The following is a 14,846-nucleotide window of genomic DNA, read 5'->3' on the forward strand; positions in this document are numbered from 1 at the left end:
CTGAACATCAATAAGCCGTTTTACTTTAGCAATTTATAGATAGCCGTTGAAACATATCATTCACATTCTTGGCTTCACTCACATTCCATAGAAAGATGGGAAAGCGAGAAGTGATCCAAGTACGAGGATTTGAATCAGAATGAACGGCATCACGCCTCGGTAGATGTCCTTAGTTGTCACACCTTTAGGTGCTACGCCTTTGAGATAGAACAGACTAAAACCAAATGGCGGCGTCAGGAATGAGGTTTGTAGGTTCATCGCGATAAGGATAGCGAACCATGTCATGTTGATGCCCATCAGTTCAGCAACTGGCGCAATGATCGGCACAATGATGAAACAGATCTCTACGAAGTCGATGAAGAACCCCAGAATCAGAATCACCAGCATGGTAATGATCAAGAAGCCCCATTTTTCACCTGGCAGTTGTAGCATCCACTCTTCAACCAGATAGTCACCACCAGTGTAGGTAAACGCCATTGAGAATGCCGTTGCACCCAACAAGATAGCAAATACCATCGCGGTTACTTTCACCGTCTCTTTCGACGCGTCGTAGACCATCGACCAACTAAACTGACCGTAAAGCAGTGCAAGAATCATCGCACCCGCGCCACCTAATGCCGCTGACTCGGTTGGCGTAGCAACACCTGCAAAGATAGAGCCCAGTACAACAATGATGAGCGCTAAAGGCGGAATAATCGCTTTCAGTGCATTAAACACTTCTTGCTTACGGCTGATAGAGTCATCACGTTCAATCGGTTGAGCCGCTTCAGGGTGTAGCTTCGCGTATATCAAGATATAAACGATGTACGCGCCGACCAGCATCACACCCGGCCAAATCGCCGCTTGGAACAAGTCGCCTACAGGAACACCTAGAACATCACCCAATAGAATCAATACGATGGAGGGTGGAATGATCTGCCCTAGCGTACCAGACGCACAAATAGTGCCGCAGGCTAAGCCTTTGTCGTAATTGTACTTGAGCATTACAGGTAGGGAGATAAGGCCCATCGCAACAACAGAAGCACCAACCACGCCAGTAGAAGCGGCAAGCAGAGAACCTACGAGTACCGTCGAGATTGCGATACCACCACGAACGCCGCCAAACAGTCGCCCCATAGACTCAAGCAACTGCTCAGCAAGCTTGGTCTTTTGTAGAACGAGCCCCATAAAAACAAACAATGGAACGGCCATCAGAACCGTGTTTTCCATAATGGATTGAATTCGATATGGCATGAAGGCAAACATTTCAATGCCCTCAGCCCAAACACCAAAGATTAACGCGATACCACCAAAGGTAAACGCCACTGGGAAGCCAAGTAAAAGCGCAAACAAGGCTACGAAAAACATTACTATTCCAATCATGTTCAGCCTCTACTTGTTTTTTGTATGAATATTGTTTGCATGGATAAGATGCGGATTAAAAATCTTATTCAGTGAATGCAGGATCAAACCTACGCCACTGAGTGCCATCAAAAAGAATGACAGCGGGATCATAGCTTTGATGATCCAGCGATACGGCAGGCCACCGGGATCGCCTGAGGTTTCACCCAGTTCATAACTCTCTTTGGCAACATCGATACCAAACCAAGCCACCAGCAGGCAAAACGGAAGTAGAAAGATAAGCGTGCCAAGCAGGTCAATAATCGCTTGTGCTTTAAAGCTCAGTTGCTCGTAGAACACATCCACTCGCACATGACCACCAGCCTTGATGGCATAAGGAACACCTAATAGGAAAACGGCTGAGAAGAGGTGCCACTCCATCTCTTGGAAGGCGATAGAGACATCGTTGAAGGCATATCTCATGACAACGTCATACACGACGTTGGCGATAAGTAAAATAAACAACATACTGGAAAGCCATCCCAGTGCGTCACCGATACGATTAAACAGGCGTTCAATATAAATTAGACTTCGCATTCCCGACTCCATGGAATTTGAAAAGACATCGCGCAGCTGAGGTAACGAGCTGTAGGACGTAGAAAAGGTTCTTGAGCGTAATACAGGATTTATCCTGCTTAGTTATTATGTTTTAAATGAACCCTCGGCTTATTCACTCTTAAATACTCAATAAGAAAAGCTTCGGGTTCATTTAGATTCAGTTCAACAACTGTCGATTATTTCGCTTGGCTATTTAGATAAGCTCTATGTGAAATATCCGTCCATGAACGTACTTGCTCTAGGTAGCTTGCTTGTGAAGCTTGAATCTCTTTTGCTAGCTCATCTTTCTCAGCATGTGCAGCCAGTAGGCGATCGTTCGCTTCTTTCAGAGCAGACATAACCTCTGGTGGGAAATCTTTCACTTGTACATCTGGGTATTCTGTCTTCATTGAAACCCAGTTCTTACCACTTTCGTGCGTTGCTTGTGTATACATGTCGTAAGCCGCAGTACGCATTGCAACACGTAAGATTTCTTGTAGGTCTTCAGGCAGCTTGTTCCATGTACGCTTGTTCACTAGGAATTGAAGCTCTGAACCCGGCTCGTGCCAACCTGTGTAGTAGTAAGGCGCGATTTTGTGGAAGCCCATTCGTAAATCCAGCGATGGACCTACCCACTCTAGTGCATCAATCGTGCGACGCTCTAGAGACGTGTAAAGTTCACCTGGGGCAATGTTCGTCGGTTTAGCACCTAGCTCAGCAAGAATCTCGCCTGCAAAGCCCGGGATTCGCATTTTCAGACCTTGTAGATCTTCAACGCTGTTGATCTCTTTTTGAAACCAACCCCCCATCTGGATATCCGTGTTACCACCAGGGAAAGACATCAAGTTATGTGGAGAGTAAACCTGCTCCATTAACTCCATACCACCACCGTGATAGAACCACGCGTATTGTTCTGCTGGCGTCATACCGAAAGGCATAGAAGTGAAGTAAAGAGTGTTTGGAACTTTACCTTTCCAGTAGTAAGAGCCTGAGTGACCCATGTCGTATTGACCAGACTTAACCATGTCAAAAACGCCAAGAGGTGCTTTGTGTTTGTTTGCTGAATCGATTCTGATTTGCAGTCGACCATTCGACATCTTCTCAGCCATCGCCGCCATGTTTTTGGTTGCATCACCGAAAACTGGGAAGTTTGGTCCCCAAGTTTCCGCAAGTTTTAAACGGTAAACCTTATCAGCGGCTGTAGCACCAGTAGCGACCAAAGCTAAACAAGCCGCAGCAGTTACTGCAACGTTTTTAAAAACTCGTGTGAGGGAGTTAGAAATGAGACTCATGTTCACGTCCTTTGTTGGGTTAACACTCTTTCTATGAGCATTTTTTATGATTCAACATAAGAGTGCACCGTGATGAGGCAACAAGATATCAGGGAGAGCACGCACGACGGGCGCACACAAACTGCGTATTAGACCAAAGGATTACGTAGAACTACGTAGGAGATGATTAGGTAAAGTCGATTTTAAAGGATTGAGGCCATTCACTAGAGAAATGCTTATTGATAAATACCTAAGTATTAATAATTAAATACTCTTAACAATTGATTGCCATTTCGTGATGAAGCTCTAATCATTGCTGTATTTTAGGGAAAAAATCAAGGCTTTGCTCTCTTGATCTACCTAGCTAACGCCCTAATTTAGTGCTTGCTGATTCGAAGCTCTGGCACGAGACAACACTAATCAGTTAAGCCGTATATCGAATTGGAATTGAGATTATAGAGCCTAGGTTTAGGCTTGGATTTGGGCTCGGACTTGGCATAATGTGCCAGATACAAAAAAGCCTCGAAAATCGAGGCTTAAAAACTTAACGAAGCGAATGTAATCCCACAGGATTAGATAGCTTTGTAGATAACCTTGTTACCTGCTAGCTGCTCTTTCGCTACTAGGTTTTCTTCAAGAAGTTTTTTCAATGCGCCTGTTGCCCATGAAGCTGCTTTCGCGTCTTCTTGACCAGCTTCTAGGCCGATACCTTTAGGGTTAATGCCTTCAGCATTGCTAACAACGATGTCTAGAACTTGTTGTTGCTTAGGAGTCAGTGCTACTGCAACTTCTTTAGTTGCTGCTACTGCTTTCTCTACCGCTGGTTTTGCTGCTACAGTTTTTTCTGCTACAACTTTCTCTGCGACAGGCTTCGCTTTTTTCGGCGTTGCCACTGCTTTAACTACAGCCGCTTTAGTGCGTTTCTGCAGTTTAGCCTGCACCTTACGCTTATGAGCAAGTCTCATTGAATATTTCTCCAGTTCACTGCTCTTTTCGCAGTGGTGAAAATTTGAAGCGCGATTTATACCAAAAAACAGGAGCTATTTGTAGAGTGAAGCGTCGAAAGTCGACGAAAAATACCGATATTGTCTACTAGCGTCTATTATTTAAACATCGACTTATCAATTCAGGGTCATATACACTGGTTATCCATCCAGACAAAAATATGAAAACTTGGTGTTACCTATGGACACTCGTCACCTTAGTAATTTCTCTTTGCCTTCATTCACTCGCTCGTACCGTATCCTCGCCATTATTTTAGGCTTCATTTGCTTGATCGTTTCGCTCTACAGTGACAATCCAAAGTTACTGATCGTGGGTGCTTTTTGCAGTATTGCGCTTCTGGGAACTGGCTACTATTTGATGCTGCGCAGCCGAGTGATGTTCACACTTACCCCGACTCATTTTCAGCAGCACTTTTACAAAGGGGGTTGGGTTTTAAAATGGAGTAACATCCAAAAAATTGGTCTTTGCACTTATGAACAAGATGGTTGGCATCAACCTCTGCCCTGGGTCGGAATTAAAGTAAAAGATTACTCGCCCTACCTCGATTCGATTTGCCCTAAAATAACTTGTGAATTATTGCTCAGCCAACGAGCACTTTTGTACTTAGGAGCCAAACAAGCAGGCAAAGAGTCCAACTTTGAGGATATGGTTCTCGACTCATCGCATTACCATGCGCGTTGTACTGAAAGTGGCTGTGTCGAACTAAGCCAATACAAAGAGTCGCAGAATACCGACAACGTAAATTTCAACGATAACCAATCACAGGACAACCTTGATTCACCGAATGAGACAAACAGTCCAAACGCGGTGATTAAAAACTATTCTGGATTGCAGGCGATGCTTGCCAACAGAATGAAATATCAAAGGGGCTTCCACGGTTATGACATTTTCATATCAACCCATGATTTGAATATGAGTGGAGAAGAGTTTGTGGGGCTGGCTCGACGCTACTTGGCTGCCGCTGAACGTCTTTCTGATTAAGGTTTACCAGTAAGTTCACACACAATAAAAAAGCTTAGCTTTCAGGACAAAAGCTAAGCTTCATTTTCAATCAATCGACACAAATAATCGGTTGGAAAATCAAAGATTTAATTAGTACAGAGGCATTTCATCTGCGACGAACGGGTTTGATGCACGCTCGCGACCGAATGTCGATTCAGGACCATGGCCCGGAACGAATGTTACGTCACTGCCTAGTGGCCAAAGCTTAGTCTTGATTGAAGCGATAAGCGTATTGAAGTCACCTTGTGGGAAGTCAGTACGGCCAATTGCGCCGTTAAACAACACATCACCCACAAACGCTAAACGAGCTTGCTCACTGAACAGTACAACGTGACCTGGCGTGTGGCCCGGCGTGTGAATCACATCAATCACTTGATTACCAAAAGTGACTTTGTCGCCCTCTTCTAACCAAGTGTTTGGTTCAAAAGCTTTACACAGTGGGAAACCAAACATCTGACTTTGATTCTCTAGACCTTGTAGCCAGAAGTTGTCTGCCTTATGCGGGCCCACAATTTCAACCTTCAAGATCTCAGCAAGTGGTACCGTACCGCCAACATGATCTAAGTGACCGTGCGTCAGTACCAAGTTCACAACCTTAACACCGAGTTCTTCAATGATAGCCGCGAGTTGTTGAACATCACCGCCCGGATCGACAACGATGCCTTCCATGGTTTCATCACACCACACAATCGAGCAGTTCTGAGAAAAAGAGGTAACAGGTACAACTTGATACTTAAGAGACATATACAAACCTTAAAGAGCGAATCTGGTGAACAACTCGAATATCGCTATGTTATTGGCAACAAACCCAACAATAACAAACTAAACAGCAACAAACTGAGCAGCAATAAACCGAATTATTAGAACAAACTGAAATTTGGGCAAACTATGACATTGGATGTCTACTTTGACAAGTGCCTACCGTATCACTCAATAACTCAGCTTAGCTCTACCAGCTGCGAACTGGACCAGTATCAATGTGGATGAAGTTACTACGAGCGTAATAACCAACACCACCTGCTTGCAGACTTTTAGCTACGTCTCTCAGTTCCTTTAAATCAACACCATCGATACGAAAATCGATCGCTTTACCAAGCATGTGATAGCTCTTTTTAGCGACACCACTCGACTTAGAGCGCAACGCTTCGTTGGTTGCTGGAGAGCGGTAGCCAGAGATGATTTGAACTTCTTTTTGAATACCCAGTACATTTTGAATCTGAGTGATCTGATCAAACAGGTTCTTATCCATTGGATGAATCTCATTGCGGCGGAAGTCACGGCACAGTTTGCTAAGGCGTGCCATCTCGTCACCAACATAGTTAGTGCCATCGAAATAACAAGTCTCTAATCGTTCACCAGTGTGAAGATTGTTCATTCTAATCGTTCTTGGTTGATCCGGGTATGAAGCGAAAGCGATAGAAGGAGTAAGAGAGGCGACTACAGCAGTACCACCAGCGTAAGTCAGAAACTGACGGCGTGAAAATAAACTTTGAGACATACAGTAAAAAAACCAATTAGATCGAACGAAAAATGCACGATACATAATGGAATTTGCTGCGTCAACGTACAAAAACCGTGCAAAACGTTAGTATTTGTAACCTTTGCACGGTTAGTTATTGATACTCATTATAATTTTATCAATAGAAGCTTGGTTGTCATTTTTCAGTCAAGATCACCTTTCTTGACCATATTTCAATCAACCGCCCTCTTTATCATATTGGTAGATATCACCGCGGTATTGTATGCCTCCTTCTTCAAACAACACGGTTTGATAAATGATATGCACTGGAATTCGCTTCTTGAGACGAACCTTAGTATTGGGCGCAAGTTCATCATCCTGATTCGGCACTTTCTTTACCTTAGTCGCAAATAACAACTCCGCGAGTTCCTCTGCATGTTCAACACGTATGCAGCCGGAGCTATAAGCACGGAAGTCGTCATTAAACAGACCTTTGCTTGGCGTATCGTGCAGATAGATCGCTCGCTTGTTAGGTGTGTTGAACTTGTACAAACCTAATGCATTACGCGAGCCTGCCTGCTGACGCATTCGATATGGGAAAGAATTGAAATTGATGGTCTGCCAATCGATCTCAGTGGTGTCGACCGTCTCCATAGTGCGCCAACCGTCAATCACTTGGAAGTTGTGTGTATCTAGATAGCTTTCGTCCGCTTTCACCTTAGGCAAGATGTCTTTGACCATGATTTTCCATGGCACATTCCAAGTCGGGTTTAGGATGACCGAATCGAGATTTATCTCTAAAAGCGGTGTTTTTCGCGACTTTCTGCCCACGACAACTTTGGACTCAAAGACCTCTTCACCATCTTCCCAATACTTCATATCAAAACTAGGGACATTGACGACGATGAGAGAGTCTCTGTCTCTAGGCCACAAACGAACACGCTCGGCATTCAGAGCCAATGAAGTCAATCGATCATCAAAGCCCATATTGATCCATTTGATCGTATCTGGCCCGACGATCCCATCGTCTGTAAGGCCGTGCATGCGCTGAAATGATTTAATCGCCGTTTGCAGATCTCGATCGAACTCGGGTAAATCGACCGCAATCATCGAGGTATCAACACCAACCAAAGCAATGCGCTCAACAAGAACCGTTTTGTCTGAAAGCTCGTCACCCAAGCGCTTCAAACCTTTCTGTCTATATCGTTCAATATTGAGTTCAGAGGCGGTTTCTAACACCGAATAGGTTGCTTTGAATTGGTCAAAATCCCCAACAGGCGGCGCGTAAGACAACACCATCTCCAATAAGTAATCATTGGCAACGCTGCTTTTTAATCTCATCAGAATATGCGGAGAAGGCGCAGGTAATTTGGAATGCAGCTTGCCCGAGAAGTACCACTCTTTACCGGCAAGCGGCGCATTTTCAACGTAGCTCAGGTAGTAGATAAAAGTATCGGTGAGTAATATGTCCAACTCTTGCCATTGAGCATGGGATTGATAGTGACGAATTTGCTTGAGTTGTCGATCGAAGAGTGGTGCCATTTGAGCTTGTTCGAGAAGCGACAATTGAAATTCAAACGCCTTAACAAGTTCAGGTGAGTCCCAAAGAATAGGCAGGGATGAGTCTTGATAAATACTCTGGGTAAGCTCTGGATAAATCAGCATAAAAGAGAGCTCTGAATCAGCCGGAATAAATCGGCTCTCGTCAGAACTCGTATAGCTCCATGCGTGCACAGAAACTAGAACTAATAATCCACAGAAGTATTTTGCGAACATGCTTAACTCCATCACCAACCATCTCATAAGTATGGCAAAGAAATGGGAGTAAGCATGTTATTTTTAAGAGGCTTTATAAATCAGATTGAACTCCAATGGTTATCCCACTGGACCGATGATTGCTGAGTTGATTTCTCATAAGGCTTGCTCTGGCTTACCACACTTCCCGCCCCAGAGCTTAATCGAAACTCACCATCAAGCAGCACAGCACCAGAAGCGTCAGATAATGCAGACAGTTCTACTAATTCTTTGGTTTCTTTAGACCAAATACCGTAGCAGTTGCCTCTTGGCGAAGTCGCAATAATCCAATCATCTGACGCCGCAATACTGGCGATATAGTGATTGAACCTTGCCCATTGCTCTGGCTCTGCGTTAAGTGATTCAAACTGGCCTCCTTTAGTATGCATCGCCAATAGCGAAGGATACTCATCTGGTTCGCCACGATATTGCTGGCCACAAAGCACGGTTTCAGCACCATCATGGGCTAAGTGTCGAATGCTCAGCTTCTTATCCAACAATTCAACCTGATCAAGTAACACACCTTCAGGAGAAACATAACTCAAGCTCGGCTGCATCGAATCGAGGTTTTTCGGTGTTCTACCATCAGTATGAACGCCACCAACGCCGATCGCGAGATTACCATCCGGCATGATGATCACTTCATGAGGCCCAATACCAAAACCGCTGAACTCTTCGACCTTACGATAGCCTTGCGCGACATCGTAAACGCCAATCACACCTTGGCTGCTGTCCGTTTTCCCTTCAGTGGCATACAGTAACTTGCCATCTAATGAGTAAACGCCATGACCATAGAAGTGACGGTTGTTACCTTTGACGACCATTTTGATCTGCTGACCGTTTTTATAGTCAAACACCATAAAATAGTCACCAGGACGACGAGCAAAAACCACCGCATGCGATGAGGTTGGGCAAATCGCGACGCCATGGCCACGATTGGGGATGGGAAGTTGGCTCAGTGGCATGCCAAATTCGTCAGCCACAACTGCAGAATATTGACCACGACCATTAAGCGCACAGCCAATCAGTTGGGGATCGTTCGACGCACTCACCCCATCCTTTCGAGTCGCACACCCAAACGGAAGCAATGGAACAGCTGCACAACCCAGTGCAGCCTTGAGTAACGATCTTCGCGTATTATCAGTCACCATCGGTAGCATTAAATCCTATTACCACGCCAAGCTCTATCGCCACTTCTTCATGAATCAGGTACTTCAAACGTTCTAGTTTGTTGTATTGAGTCAGCACATCTCGATAGCCCTCTTTGCTCTGCAATAACTCAAACAAGCTTGAGTCTGTAGGCCAAGTATCTAGCGTCAATGTGAACTGGTCAGCAACGCGATCAGCTAGGTCGTTTAAGCCCTTCTCTCTCAACAAGCCGTCTAGGCCATGGCCATCGGCAAGGTACAAATTCTGAAGTGCTGCTACATTCGCTTTTAGTTGAGTCATCGAGGTTTGTGCACGCCATGATTCCGAGAAGTAAGGACGCGGATGACCAATTTTCGCCATCGGGCGACTCAGCTTTTTCATGCTGTAATCAAGTTGGTTGGTCAATAAAGCGATGTATTCAGACTCCCAGCGAGTCTCGTCTAGCGCTAGCCAAGGGTTAACCTGCCATGCCTGTGCAATCGAAGATGACTTAATCGCTAAGTTTTCAGTAATCGCTTGTGATGATTGGCAACCTAGCGCTTTATCTTGAAGCAGTGGCGATTGCTCGTCGTACAGAGACCACTCCAAGGCGCCAAGCCCTTGAACAGTCACACTCTGCTGTGCGATTTCATCTTGTGACCAAGCTTTATCTTGCTGAGTCAGTTGACGCATTTTTAGACCTGTGGTGTTCTTTTTGTCTGGCCAAAACTGAACATTCCAGCTCTGTTCCAATGCCGCTGTTGGGCCTCTTTCTTGTCCTTGCAGTGCCATCCAGCTGTTCATGGTGAGCTGCCACTGATTTTCCAACGCATCCAGCTCAATATTGTTGGTTTCACAGTAACCCTGCATCAAGACTTCCAGCTCACCGGCTTGCTTAGCGAATAGCACGGCTGAATCAAACTCTTGTTGATACACGCTACGGCTGATATGAGCAGTCGTGTCTGCTTGATAAGAGACACCGTTAACCTCAGATGAAGCCGTTTGCTCACCCGATGATTGGCAGCCTGCCATGATTAATACCGACAAAGGCATTAACAAAAATTTATGTGTCATGCTGTTACCTTACTTCCTAATTTTTCTTTTAATTATATGAGTTCATTAAATACGAAACGACCGCTGGCCTCGTATTCCTAAAAGTTCAGCGGTAGTCAGTCTTTTGTTAGCGGTTTTCTTAAGTAACTAAGCCGTTGGCTTAACTGAATTCAAGACAGCCTATAATGAGTCCAAAAACGCTAGTAGTGCTTCGCGTTCACTGCTACTCAAAGCTAATACTTTTTGTTTTGCCATTTCTGCTTCACCACCATGCCAAAGTACCGCTTCCATAACGTTTCTTGCGCGACCGTCATGAAGTAAGAACGTATGACCGTTCACTTCTTTGGTATAACCTAATCCCCAAAGTGGTGTGGTACGCCACTCTTGACCATTGGCAAGATACTCAGGGCGATTGTCGGCTAAGCCTTCTCCCATATCGTGCAGTAACATGTCGGTATATGGGCTAATTAACTGATTAGACAATGCAGGCAAGCCTTCACGCTCAGCCGTGCGGAATTCAGCTTGGTGACAACTTTGACAACCAGCGTCTTTAAACAGCTTTTTACCTTGTACGACAGCTGGGCTATCGACATTACGACGAATAGGTACTGCGAGATGCTGCGAATAGAACTCAACAAAATCTAAGATATTGTCACTGACTTCTGGCTCGCCACCATTTGGAAAATCATCACAGGTTGATTGCGCTGATGTGCAGTTTTCATTCGGAAATAAGCGGCTTGTCAGGCCTAAGTCACCGTTAAATGCCGCCGCGTTTTGCTGCATTAAGTTTGGCTGCCCGGCTTTCCAACCAAAACGACCTAGCGCCATTTCATTGGTTTGAACATCAAGAACATAGTTAGCTTTACCCGACACACCTTGCTTGTCAGCAAATTGCTGCTCTGCAAATCCTAGAATCGTTTCTTGTGGGATACTTTCAAGCAGACCAAGACCAATCATTGGCGGCGCCACTCGAGCTGAAAACTCGGTCTTAGGATGCATCTCGCCGAAAGCAAGTTCAGTAATATTTAAAGTGGGTTTACGCAGAGTAACGACGGTGCCGTCTTTGAATTCAACAGGAACATCCGTGTAGCTAATGTTCACTTTGCCCTCTGGTTTTACACCTTGAAGCGCAAAATCTTGTAGCTGACCGCCGTACGTCGGCTCTGGAATTCCACCATCTCGAATGAAGGCTTGTCGCTGCTCAGGCGTTTCAGCCGGAATGCTTAAACGAACCAACATGGATACTGCGTTCTCATCTCCTTCTTCTGGCGCGTGACCACGACCATCTTTGATGTGGCAATTTTGACAGCCGTTAGTATTAAATAGTGGTCCTAACCCATCACGAGCATCGGTTGATGACGGTGCAGGAACCCAAGGGTTTCTAAAGAAGCTATTACCTACGCTGAAATCCAAGCGCTTACTCATTGGTAGATTGGCTGCGGGAAGGGAAAAAGCGTTCGCTCCTTCTTTCTTCACGGTCGTTTTGCCGCCAGAGTAGGTTTCATGAGCGTGTAATGGAGATACGAAAAACAGTGCGGTTAATAGTGAGGCTGAGAGATACGACTTCATACATTGCCTTGCTGTGTTTTTGATTTTAGTTTTTATGTGGGTGTGGCTTTCTTGAGGATCAAACAATTAAGGGCTCAATCAGAGCCCTTACATTTGTGTCGGCTCGGGTTCTTAGAACTCGTGATCCGCTGTGTCTGGGTTAAGGCTATCAATGCCAATCACACCAGCAGCACGCTCGATTGCAGCAGTTTGAGACACTAGAGCAACAATTGTTTTGTTTACTAGTGCATTACCTGCAGCGTTGTCAGCAGCAATTAGCTGATCGAAGTGCTGGTTATTTTTCTCTGCAGAAACAACAAGCTGACCAACTTGTGCACGTGCTAGGTCAAACTGCTTTTGAATCTCTTTCGCAGCTTGCTCATCTTTTTGCTCTACTAGGTCGAACAGGCTTGGGCCGGAAAGCAGAGTACCGTCTTCACGCTTGTATAGACCCGTGTAAACGTTGTAGATGCCTTGCTCGTTGTAGTAGTGAGAGTTGTGCGTGTTATCAGAGAAACAATCGTGCTCGTCTTCAGTAGAGTTTGCTTCTAGTGCAACCTTCATACGCTCACCCGCTAGCTCACCTAGAGACAGTGAACCCATGCCAAACAGCATTTTACGAAGACCATTCTCGCTAGATTCTGAAAGAAGCTCTTGACGGTAGTTGCCTTTCTCGCCTTCAGCCCACTGCTTTTCCATCCATTCTAGGTCTTGGATAAGTAGCTCAGCAGATGCTTTTAGGTATGCGCCACGACGGTCACAGTTGCCGTTAGTACACTCAGCGCCAACAACGAAATCAGTGTAAGCACGCTCACCTGCACCGCTGTTTGTACCGTTTAAATCTTGGCCCCAAAGTAGGAATTCAATTGCGTGGTAGCCAGACGCTACGTTCGCTTCAGAACCACCGATCTCGTTCAAGTCTGCGATTAGCTCAGGGGTGATGTTGGTTGCATCAACGGTAGTCTGACCAATTTGGAAAGTCTTGTTAGCCACGATGTTTGCGCTAGCGCCTTCGTTACCAAGTTCATATTGGTAATCAGTCGAAACGTAATCGATTAGGCCTTCATCAAGTGGCCATGCGTTCAATTGGCCTTCCCAATCGTCAACAACAACGTTACCAAAGCGGAATACTTCTGACTGTTGGTAAGGTACGCGAGACTCCAGCCAAGCTTGTTTTACTTGTTCGAAATTGCCAGCAGAAGGAGAAGCTAAGAAGGTATCAATAGAAGAGTTCAACGCTTTTGCTGTAATTACTGAATCTGCAAACACGGCATGAGCAATATCTGCGTAATGTTCTACAACTTGATCTTGAGTTACTGCTGCGAAAGAAGAAGCAGAGGCAAAAAGGAGTGACGAAGTTACGGCTTTTGTCACTAAAGATTTAATAGTCATGAAGCATCCTTGTTGAGCTTTAAATTATTATTCGTAGTAATAGTGCAAACCATTATCATTTGCACTACGGATTGGAATAATACAAACTTACAATTTTATTGCAAGATAAATACAAAAAAACCTCACATATGTGAGGTCTTTAAACATTTTTATGTTATGCGCAACAAAGAGACTAATCAGATATCCAGATTATGCTTACCGTGTGAGACTTTTGCCTTCAGGTAGCTTTCATTACCCGACTTAACATGAGCAGAGGTATTCACCACTTCTTCAATCTCAATACCAAAAGATTTCAGCTCATTGATTTTCTTTGGGTTGTTAGTGACTAGGCGAATTTTTGTGGTTCCTAAAGCACGAAGCATTTCTGCCGCTTCAGTAAAATCACGCAAATCATCACCGAAACCTAGATGGTTATTGGCTTCGTAAGTGTTCATACCTTCACTTTGCAGGCGGTATGCATCGATTTTATTGTATAAACCAATACCACGACCTTCTTGGCGTAAGTAAAGAATCACTCCACCCGTCTCACCCATAATTCTAATGGTTTCGTCTAGCTGCTCGCCACAGTCACAGCGAGAGGAATGGAAAACATCACCAGTCAGGCACTCAGAGTGCATACGAACAAGAGGTATGTCTTGTGTCTTGTCTGCTGATTTAAATATCACAGCAACATGCTCTTTATCTGTTTTCAATCCATGAAAAGACAGAAGTTCAGCATCAATACTGCTTGTTACCCCTACTTTGAAATCTATTCTGGCACGCACTTCCGCCATAGCTATACTCACTTGAAAATTCGATGTATTTAACAACACTACATTATATGTCTAGGCAATATTTTGTAGCTAACTATCTAATGATAGACACTATGAGGCTGTTAACAATTTTTTTCAAGGTCGACCATGCACTAATTGTTATATTATAACAATAATTTTTCAGGTAACAAAAAACCCCACATTGGAATGACCAACATGGGGTTATAAATTAATCAGTTGCGGCTAAGGCTACGATTTTTTACAGAACGATCAACTTACTTGAGTTTGCTTCCAGATGACAAGCTGAACCCAAGCGTTCTCTAATTCGGTTAACTCTTCTTGAGTAAGCGTAGAAATGCTCGACTTTGCACTGTATTTTTCTGCCCATTTGTCAGATCGGACACGAGTATGGAACTCTTTCTTTAAATTTGAGATTACGTTATCCACAGATACATCCTTATATAACAGTGCTTAGCCTTTATAATCCTTTAATGTTACAAAATACAGGTCAATTGGTAAACAGTA

The 14,846-nt window shown here is 44.5% G+C and carries 14 protein-coding genes; 1 reads left to right on the forward strand and 13 read right to left on the reverse strand.

All coding sequences use genetic code 11. The features are described from left to right. Positions 1 to 78: 78 nt before the first annotated feature. The 4 genes from AB4503_RS09365 to AB4503_RS09380 form a co-directional block, all read right to left on the reverse strand. Entirely contained in the window at positions 79 to 1,362 is a 1,284-nt protein-coding gene (locus AB4503_RS09365) for a TRAP transporter large permease subunit (protein ID WP_065585181.1), read from the reverse strand. Between the two features lie 9 nt (positions 1,363 to 1,371). Continuing rightward, a complete protein-coding gene (locus AB4503_RS09370) occupies positions 1,372 to 1,917 on the reverse strand; it encodes a TRAP transporter small permease subunit (RefSeq protein ID WP_017060958.1) in 546 nt (181 codons plus the stop codon). Positions 1,918 to 2,114: 197 nt separating this feature from the next. Then, positions 2,115 to 3,209: a TRAP transporter substrate-binding protein gene (locus AB4503_RS09375; RefSeq protein WP_017060957.1), complete on the reverse strand. Its 1,095-nt coding sequence runs from the start codon at positions 3,207 to 3,209 to the stop codon at positions 2,115 to 2,117. A gap of 551 nt (positions 3,210 to 3,760) precedes the next feature. After that, complete coding sequence (locus AB4503_RS09380; protein ID WP_017060956.1) at positions 3,761 to 4,153, reverse strand: hypothetical protein; 393 nt, start codon at positions 4,151 to 4,153, stop codon at positions 3,761 to 3,763. A 220-nt stretch (positions 4,154 to 4,373) separates the two neighbouring features. Between AB4503_RS09380 and AB4503_RS09385 the strand changes: the two genes are divergently transcribed. Then, positions 4,374 to 5,174, forward strand: a complete 801-nt coding sequence (locus AB4503_RS09385; protein ID WP_017060955.1) for a DUF2982 domain-containing protein — start codon at positions 4,374 to 4,376, stop codon at positions 5,172 to 5,174. Positions 5,175 to 5,285: 111 nt separating this feature from the next. On the opposite strand, the gene AB4503_RS09390 is transcribed toward AB4503_RS09385, so the two are convergent. The 9 genes from AB4503_RS09390 to AB4503_RS09430 form a co-directional block, all read right to left on the reverse strand. Next, a complete protein-coding gene (locus tag AB4503_RS09390; protein WP_017060954.1) occupies positions 5,286 to 5,939 on the reverse strand; it encodes an MBL fold metallo-hydrolase in 654 nt (217 codons plus the stop codon). A gap of 205 nt (positions 5,940 to 6,144) precedes the next feature. Beyond that, entirely contained in the window at positions 6,145 to 6,693 is a 549-nt protein-coding gene (locus tag AB4503_RS09395; protein ID WP_017066830.1) for a YcbK family protein, read from the reverse strand. 198 nt (positions 6,694 to 6,891) lie between these two features. Next, a complete protein-coding gene (locus AB4503_RS09400) occupies positions 6,892 to 8,430 on the reverse strand; it encodes a murein L,D-transpeptidase (RefSeq protein WP_372114417.1) in 1,539 nt (512 codons plus the stop codon). 80 nt (positions 8,431 to 8,510) lie between these two features. Then, positions 8,511 to 9,599, reverse strand: coding sequence for a DUF1513 domain-containing protein (locus tag AB4503_RS09405; RefSeq protein WP_372114418.1), 1,089 nt, complete (start codon positions 9,597 to 9,599; stop codon positions 8,511 to 8,513). After that, positions 9,589 to 10,650, reverse strand: a complete 1,062-nt coding sequence (locus tag AB4503_RS09410) for an imelysin family protein (protein ID WP_372114420.1) — start codon at positions 10,648 to 10,650, stop codon at positions 9,589 to 9,591. Before AB4503_RS09410 ends, AB4503_RS09405 begins: the two co-directional genes overlap by 11 nt. Positions 10,651 to 10,809: 159 nt before the next feature. Then, complete coding sequence (locus tag AB4503_RS09415; RefSeq protein WP_372114422.1) at positions 10,810 to 12,198, reverse strand: di-heme oxidoredictase family protein; 1,389 nt, start codon at positions 12,196 to 12,198, stop codon at positions 10,810 to 10,812. A gap of 111 nt (positions 12,199 to 12,309) precedes the next feature. Next, positions 12,310 to 13,569, reverse strand: a complete 1,260-nt coding sequence (locus tag AB4503_RS09420) for an imelysin family protein (RefSeq protein WP_372114423.1) — start codon at positions 13,567 to 13,569, stop codon at positions 12,310 to 12,312. Between the two features lie 176 nt (positions 13,570 to 13,745). Beyond that, on the reverse strand, positions 13,746 to 14,342 hold the full coding sequence (ribA, locus tag AB4503_RS09425) for a GTP cyclohydrolase II (RefSeq protein WP_004733379.1): 597 nt from the start codon (positions 14,340 to 14,342) through the stop codon (positions 13,746 to 13,748). A 249-nt stretch (positions 14,343 to 14,591) separates the two neighbouring features. Then, the gene (locus AB4503_RS09430) at positions 14,592 to 14,768 is read right to left on the reverse strand and encodes a hypothetical protein (RefSeq protein ID WP_372114425.1); all 177 of its coding nucleotides are present in this window, start codon (positions 14,766 to 14,768) and stop codon (positions 14,592 to 14,594) included. Positions 14,769 to 14,846: the final 78 nt, after the last annotated feature.

The sequence above is a fragment of the Vibrio sp. 10N.222.55.B11 genome, assembly GCF_041473705.1.
Lineage (GTDB): Bacteria > Pseudomonadota > Gammaproteobacteria > Enterobacterales > Vibrionaceae > Vibrio > Vibrio crassostreae_C.

Excerpts from the sequence above, each read along its gene's own strand:
- AB4503_RS09365 (WP_065585181.1), bottom strand. The coding sequence starts at position 1,362 with ATGATTGGAATAGTAATGTTTTTCGTAGCCTTGTTTGCGCTTTTACTT.
- AB4503_RS09370 (WP_017060958.1), bottom strand. The coding sequence starts at position 1,917 with ATGCGAAGTCTAATTTATATTGAACGCCTGTTTAATCGTATCGGTGAC.
- AB4503_RS09375 (WP_017060957.1), bottom strand. The coding sequence starts at position 3,209 with ATGAGTCTCATTTCTAACTCCCTCACACGAGTTTTTAAAAACGTTGCA.
- AB4503_RS09380 (WP_017060956.1), bottom strand. The coding sequence starts at position 4,153 with ATGAGACTTGCTCATAAGCGTAAGGTGCAGGCTAAACTGCAGAAACGC.
- AB4503_RS09385 (WP_017060955.1), top strand. The coding sequence starts at position 4,374 with ATGGACACTCGTCACCTTAGTAATTTCTCTTTGCCTTCATTCACTCGC.
- AB4503_RS09390 (WP_017060954.1), bottom strand. The coding sequence starts at position 5,939 with ATGTCTCTTAAGTATCAAGTTGTACCTGTTACCTCTTTTTCTCAGAAC.
- AB4503_RS09395 (WP_017066830.1), bottom strand. The coding sequence starts at position 6,693 with ATGTCTCAAAGTTTATTTTCACGCCGTCAGTTTCTGACTTACGCTGGT.
- AB4503_RS09400 (WP_372114417.1), bottom strand. The coding sequence starts at position 8,430 with ATGTTCGCAAAATACTTCTGTGGATTATTAGTTCTAGTTTCTGTGCAC.
- AB4503_RS09405 (WP_372114418.1), bottom strand. The coding sequence starts at position 9,599 with ATGGTGACTGATAATACGCGAAGATCGTTACTCAAGGCTGCACTGGGT.
- AB4503_RS09410 (WP_372114420.1), bottom strand. The coding sequence starts at position 10,650 with ATGACACATAAATTTTTGTTAATGCCTTTGTCGGTATTAATCATGGCA.
- AB4503_RS09415 (WP_372114422.1), bottom strand. The coding sequence starts at position 12,198 with ATGAAGTCGTATCTCTCAGCCTCACTATTAACCGCACTGTTTTTCGTA.
- AB4503_RS09420 (WP_372114423.1), bottom strand. The coding sequence starts at position 13,569 with ATGACTATTAAATCTTTAGTGACAAAAGCCGTAACTTCGTCACTCCTT.
- ribA (WP_004733379.1), bottom strand. The coding sequence starts at position 14,342 with ATGGCGGAAGTGCGTGCCAGAATAGATTTCAAAGTAGGGGTAACAAGC.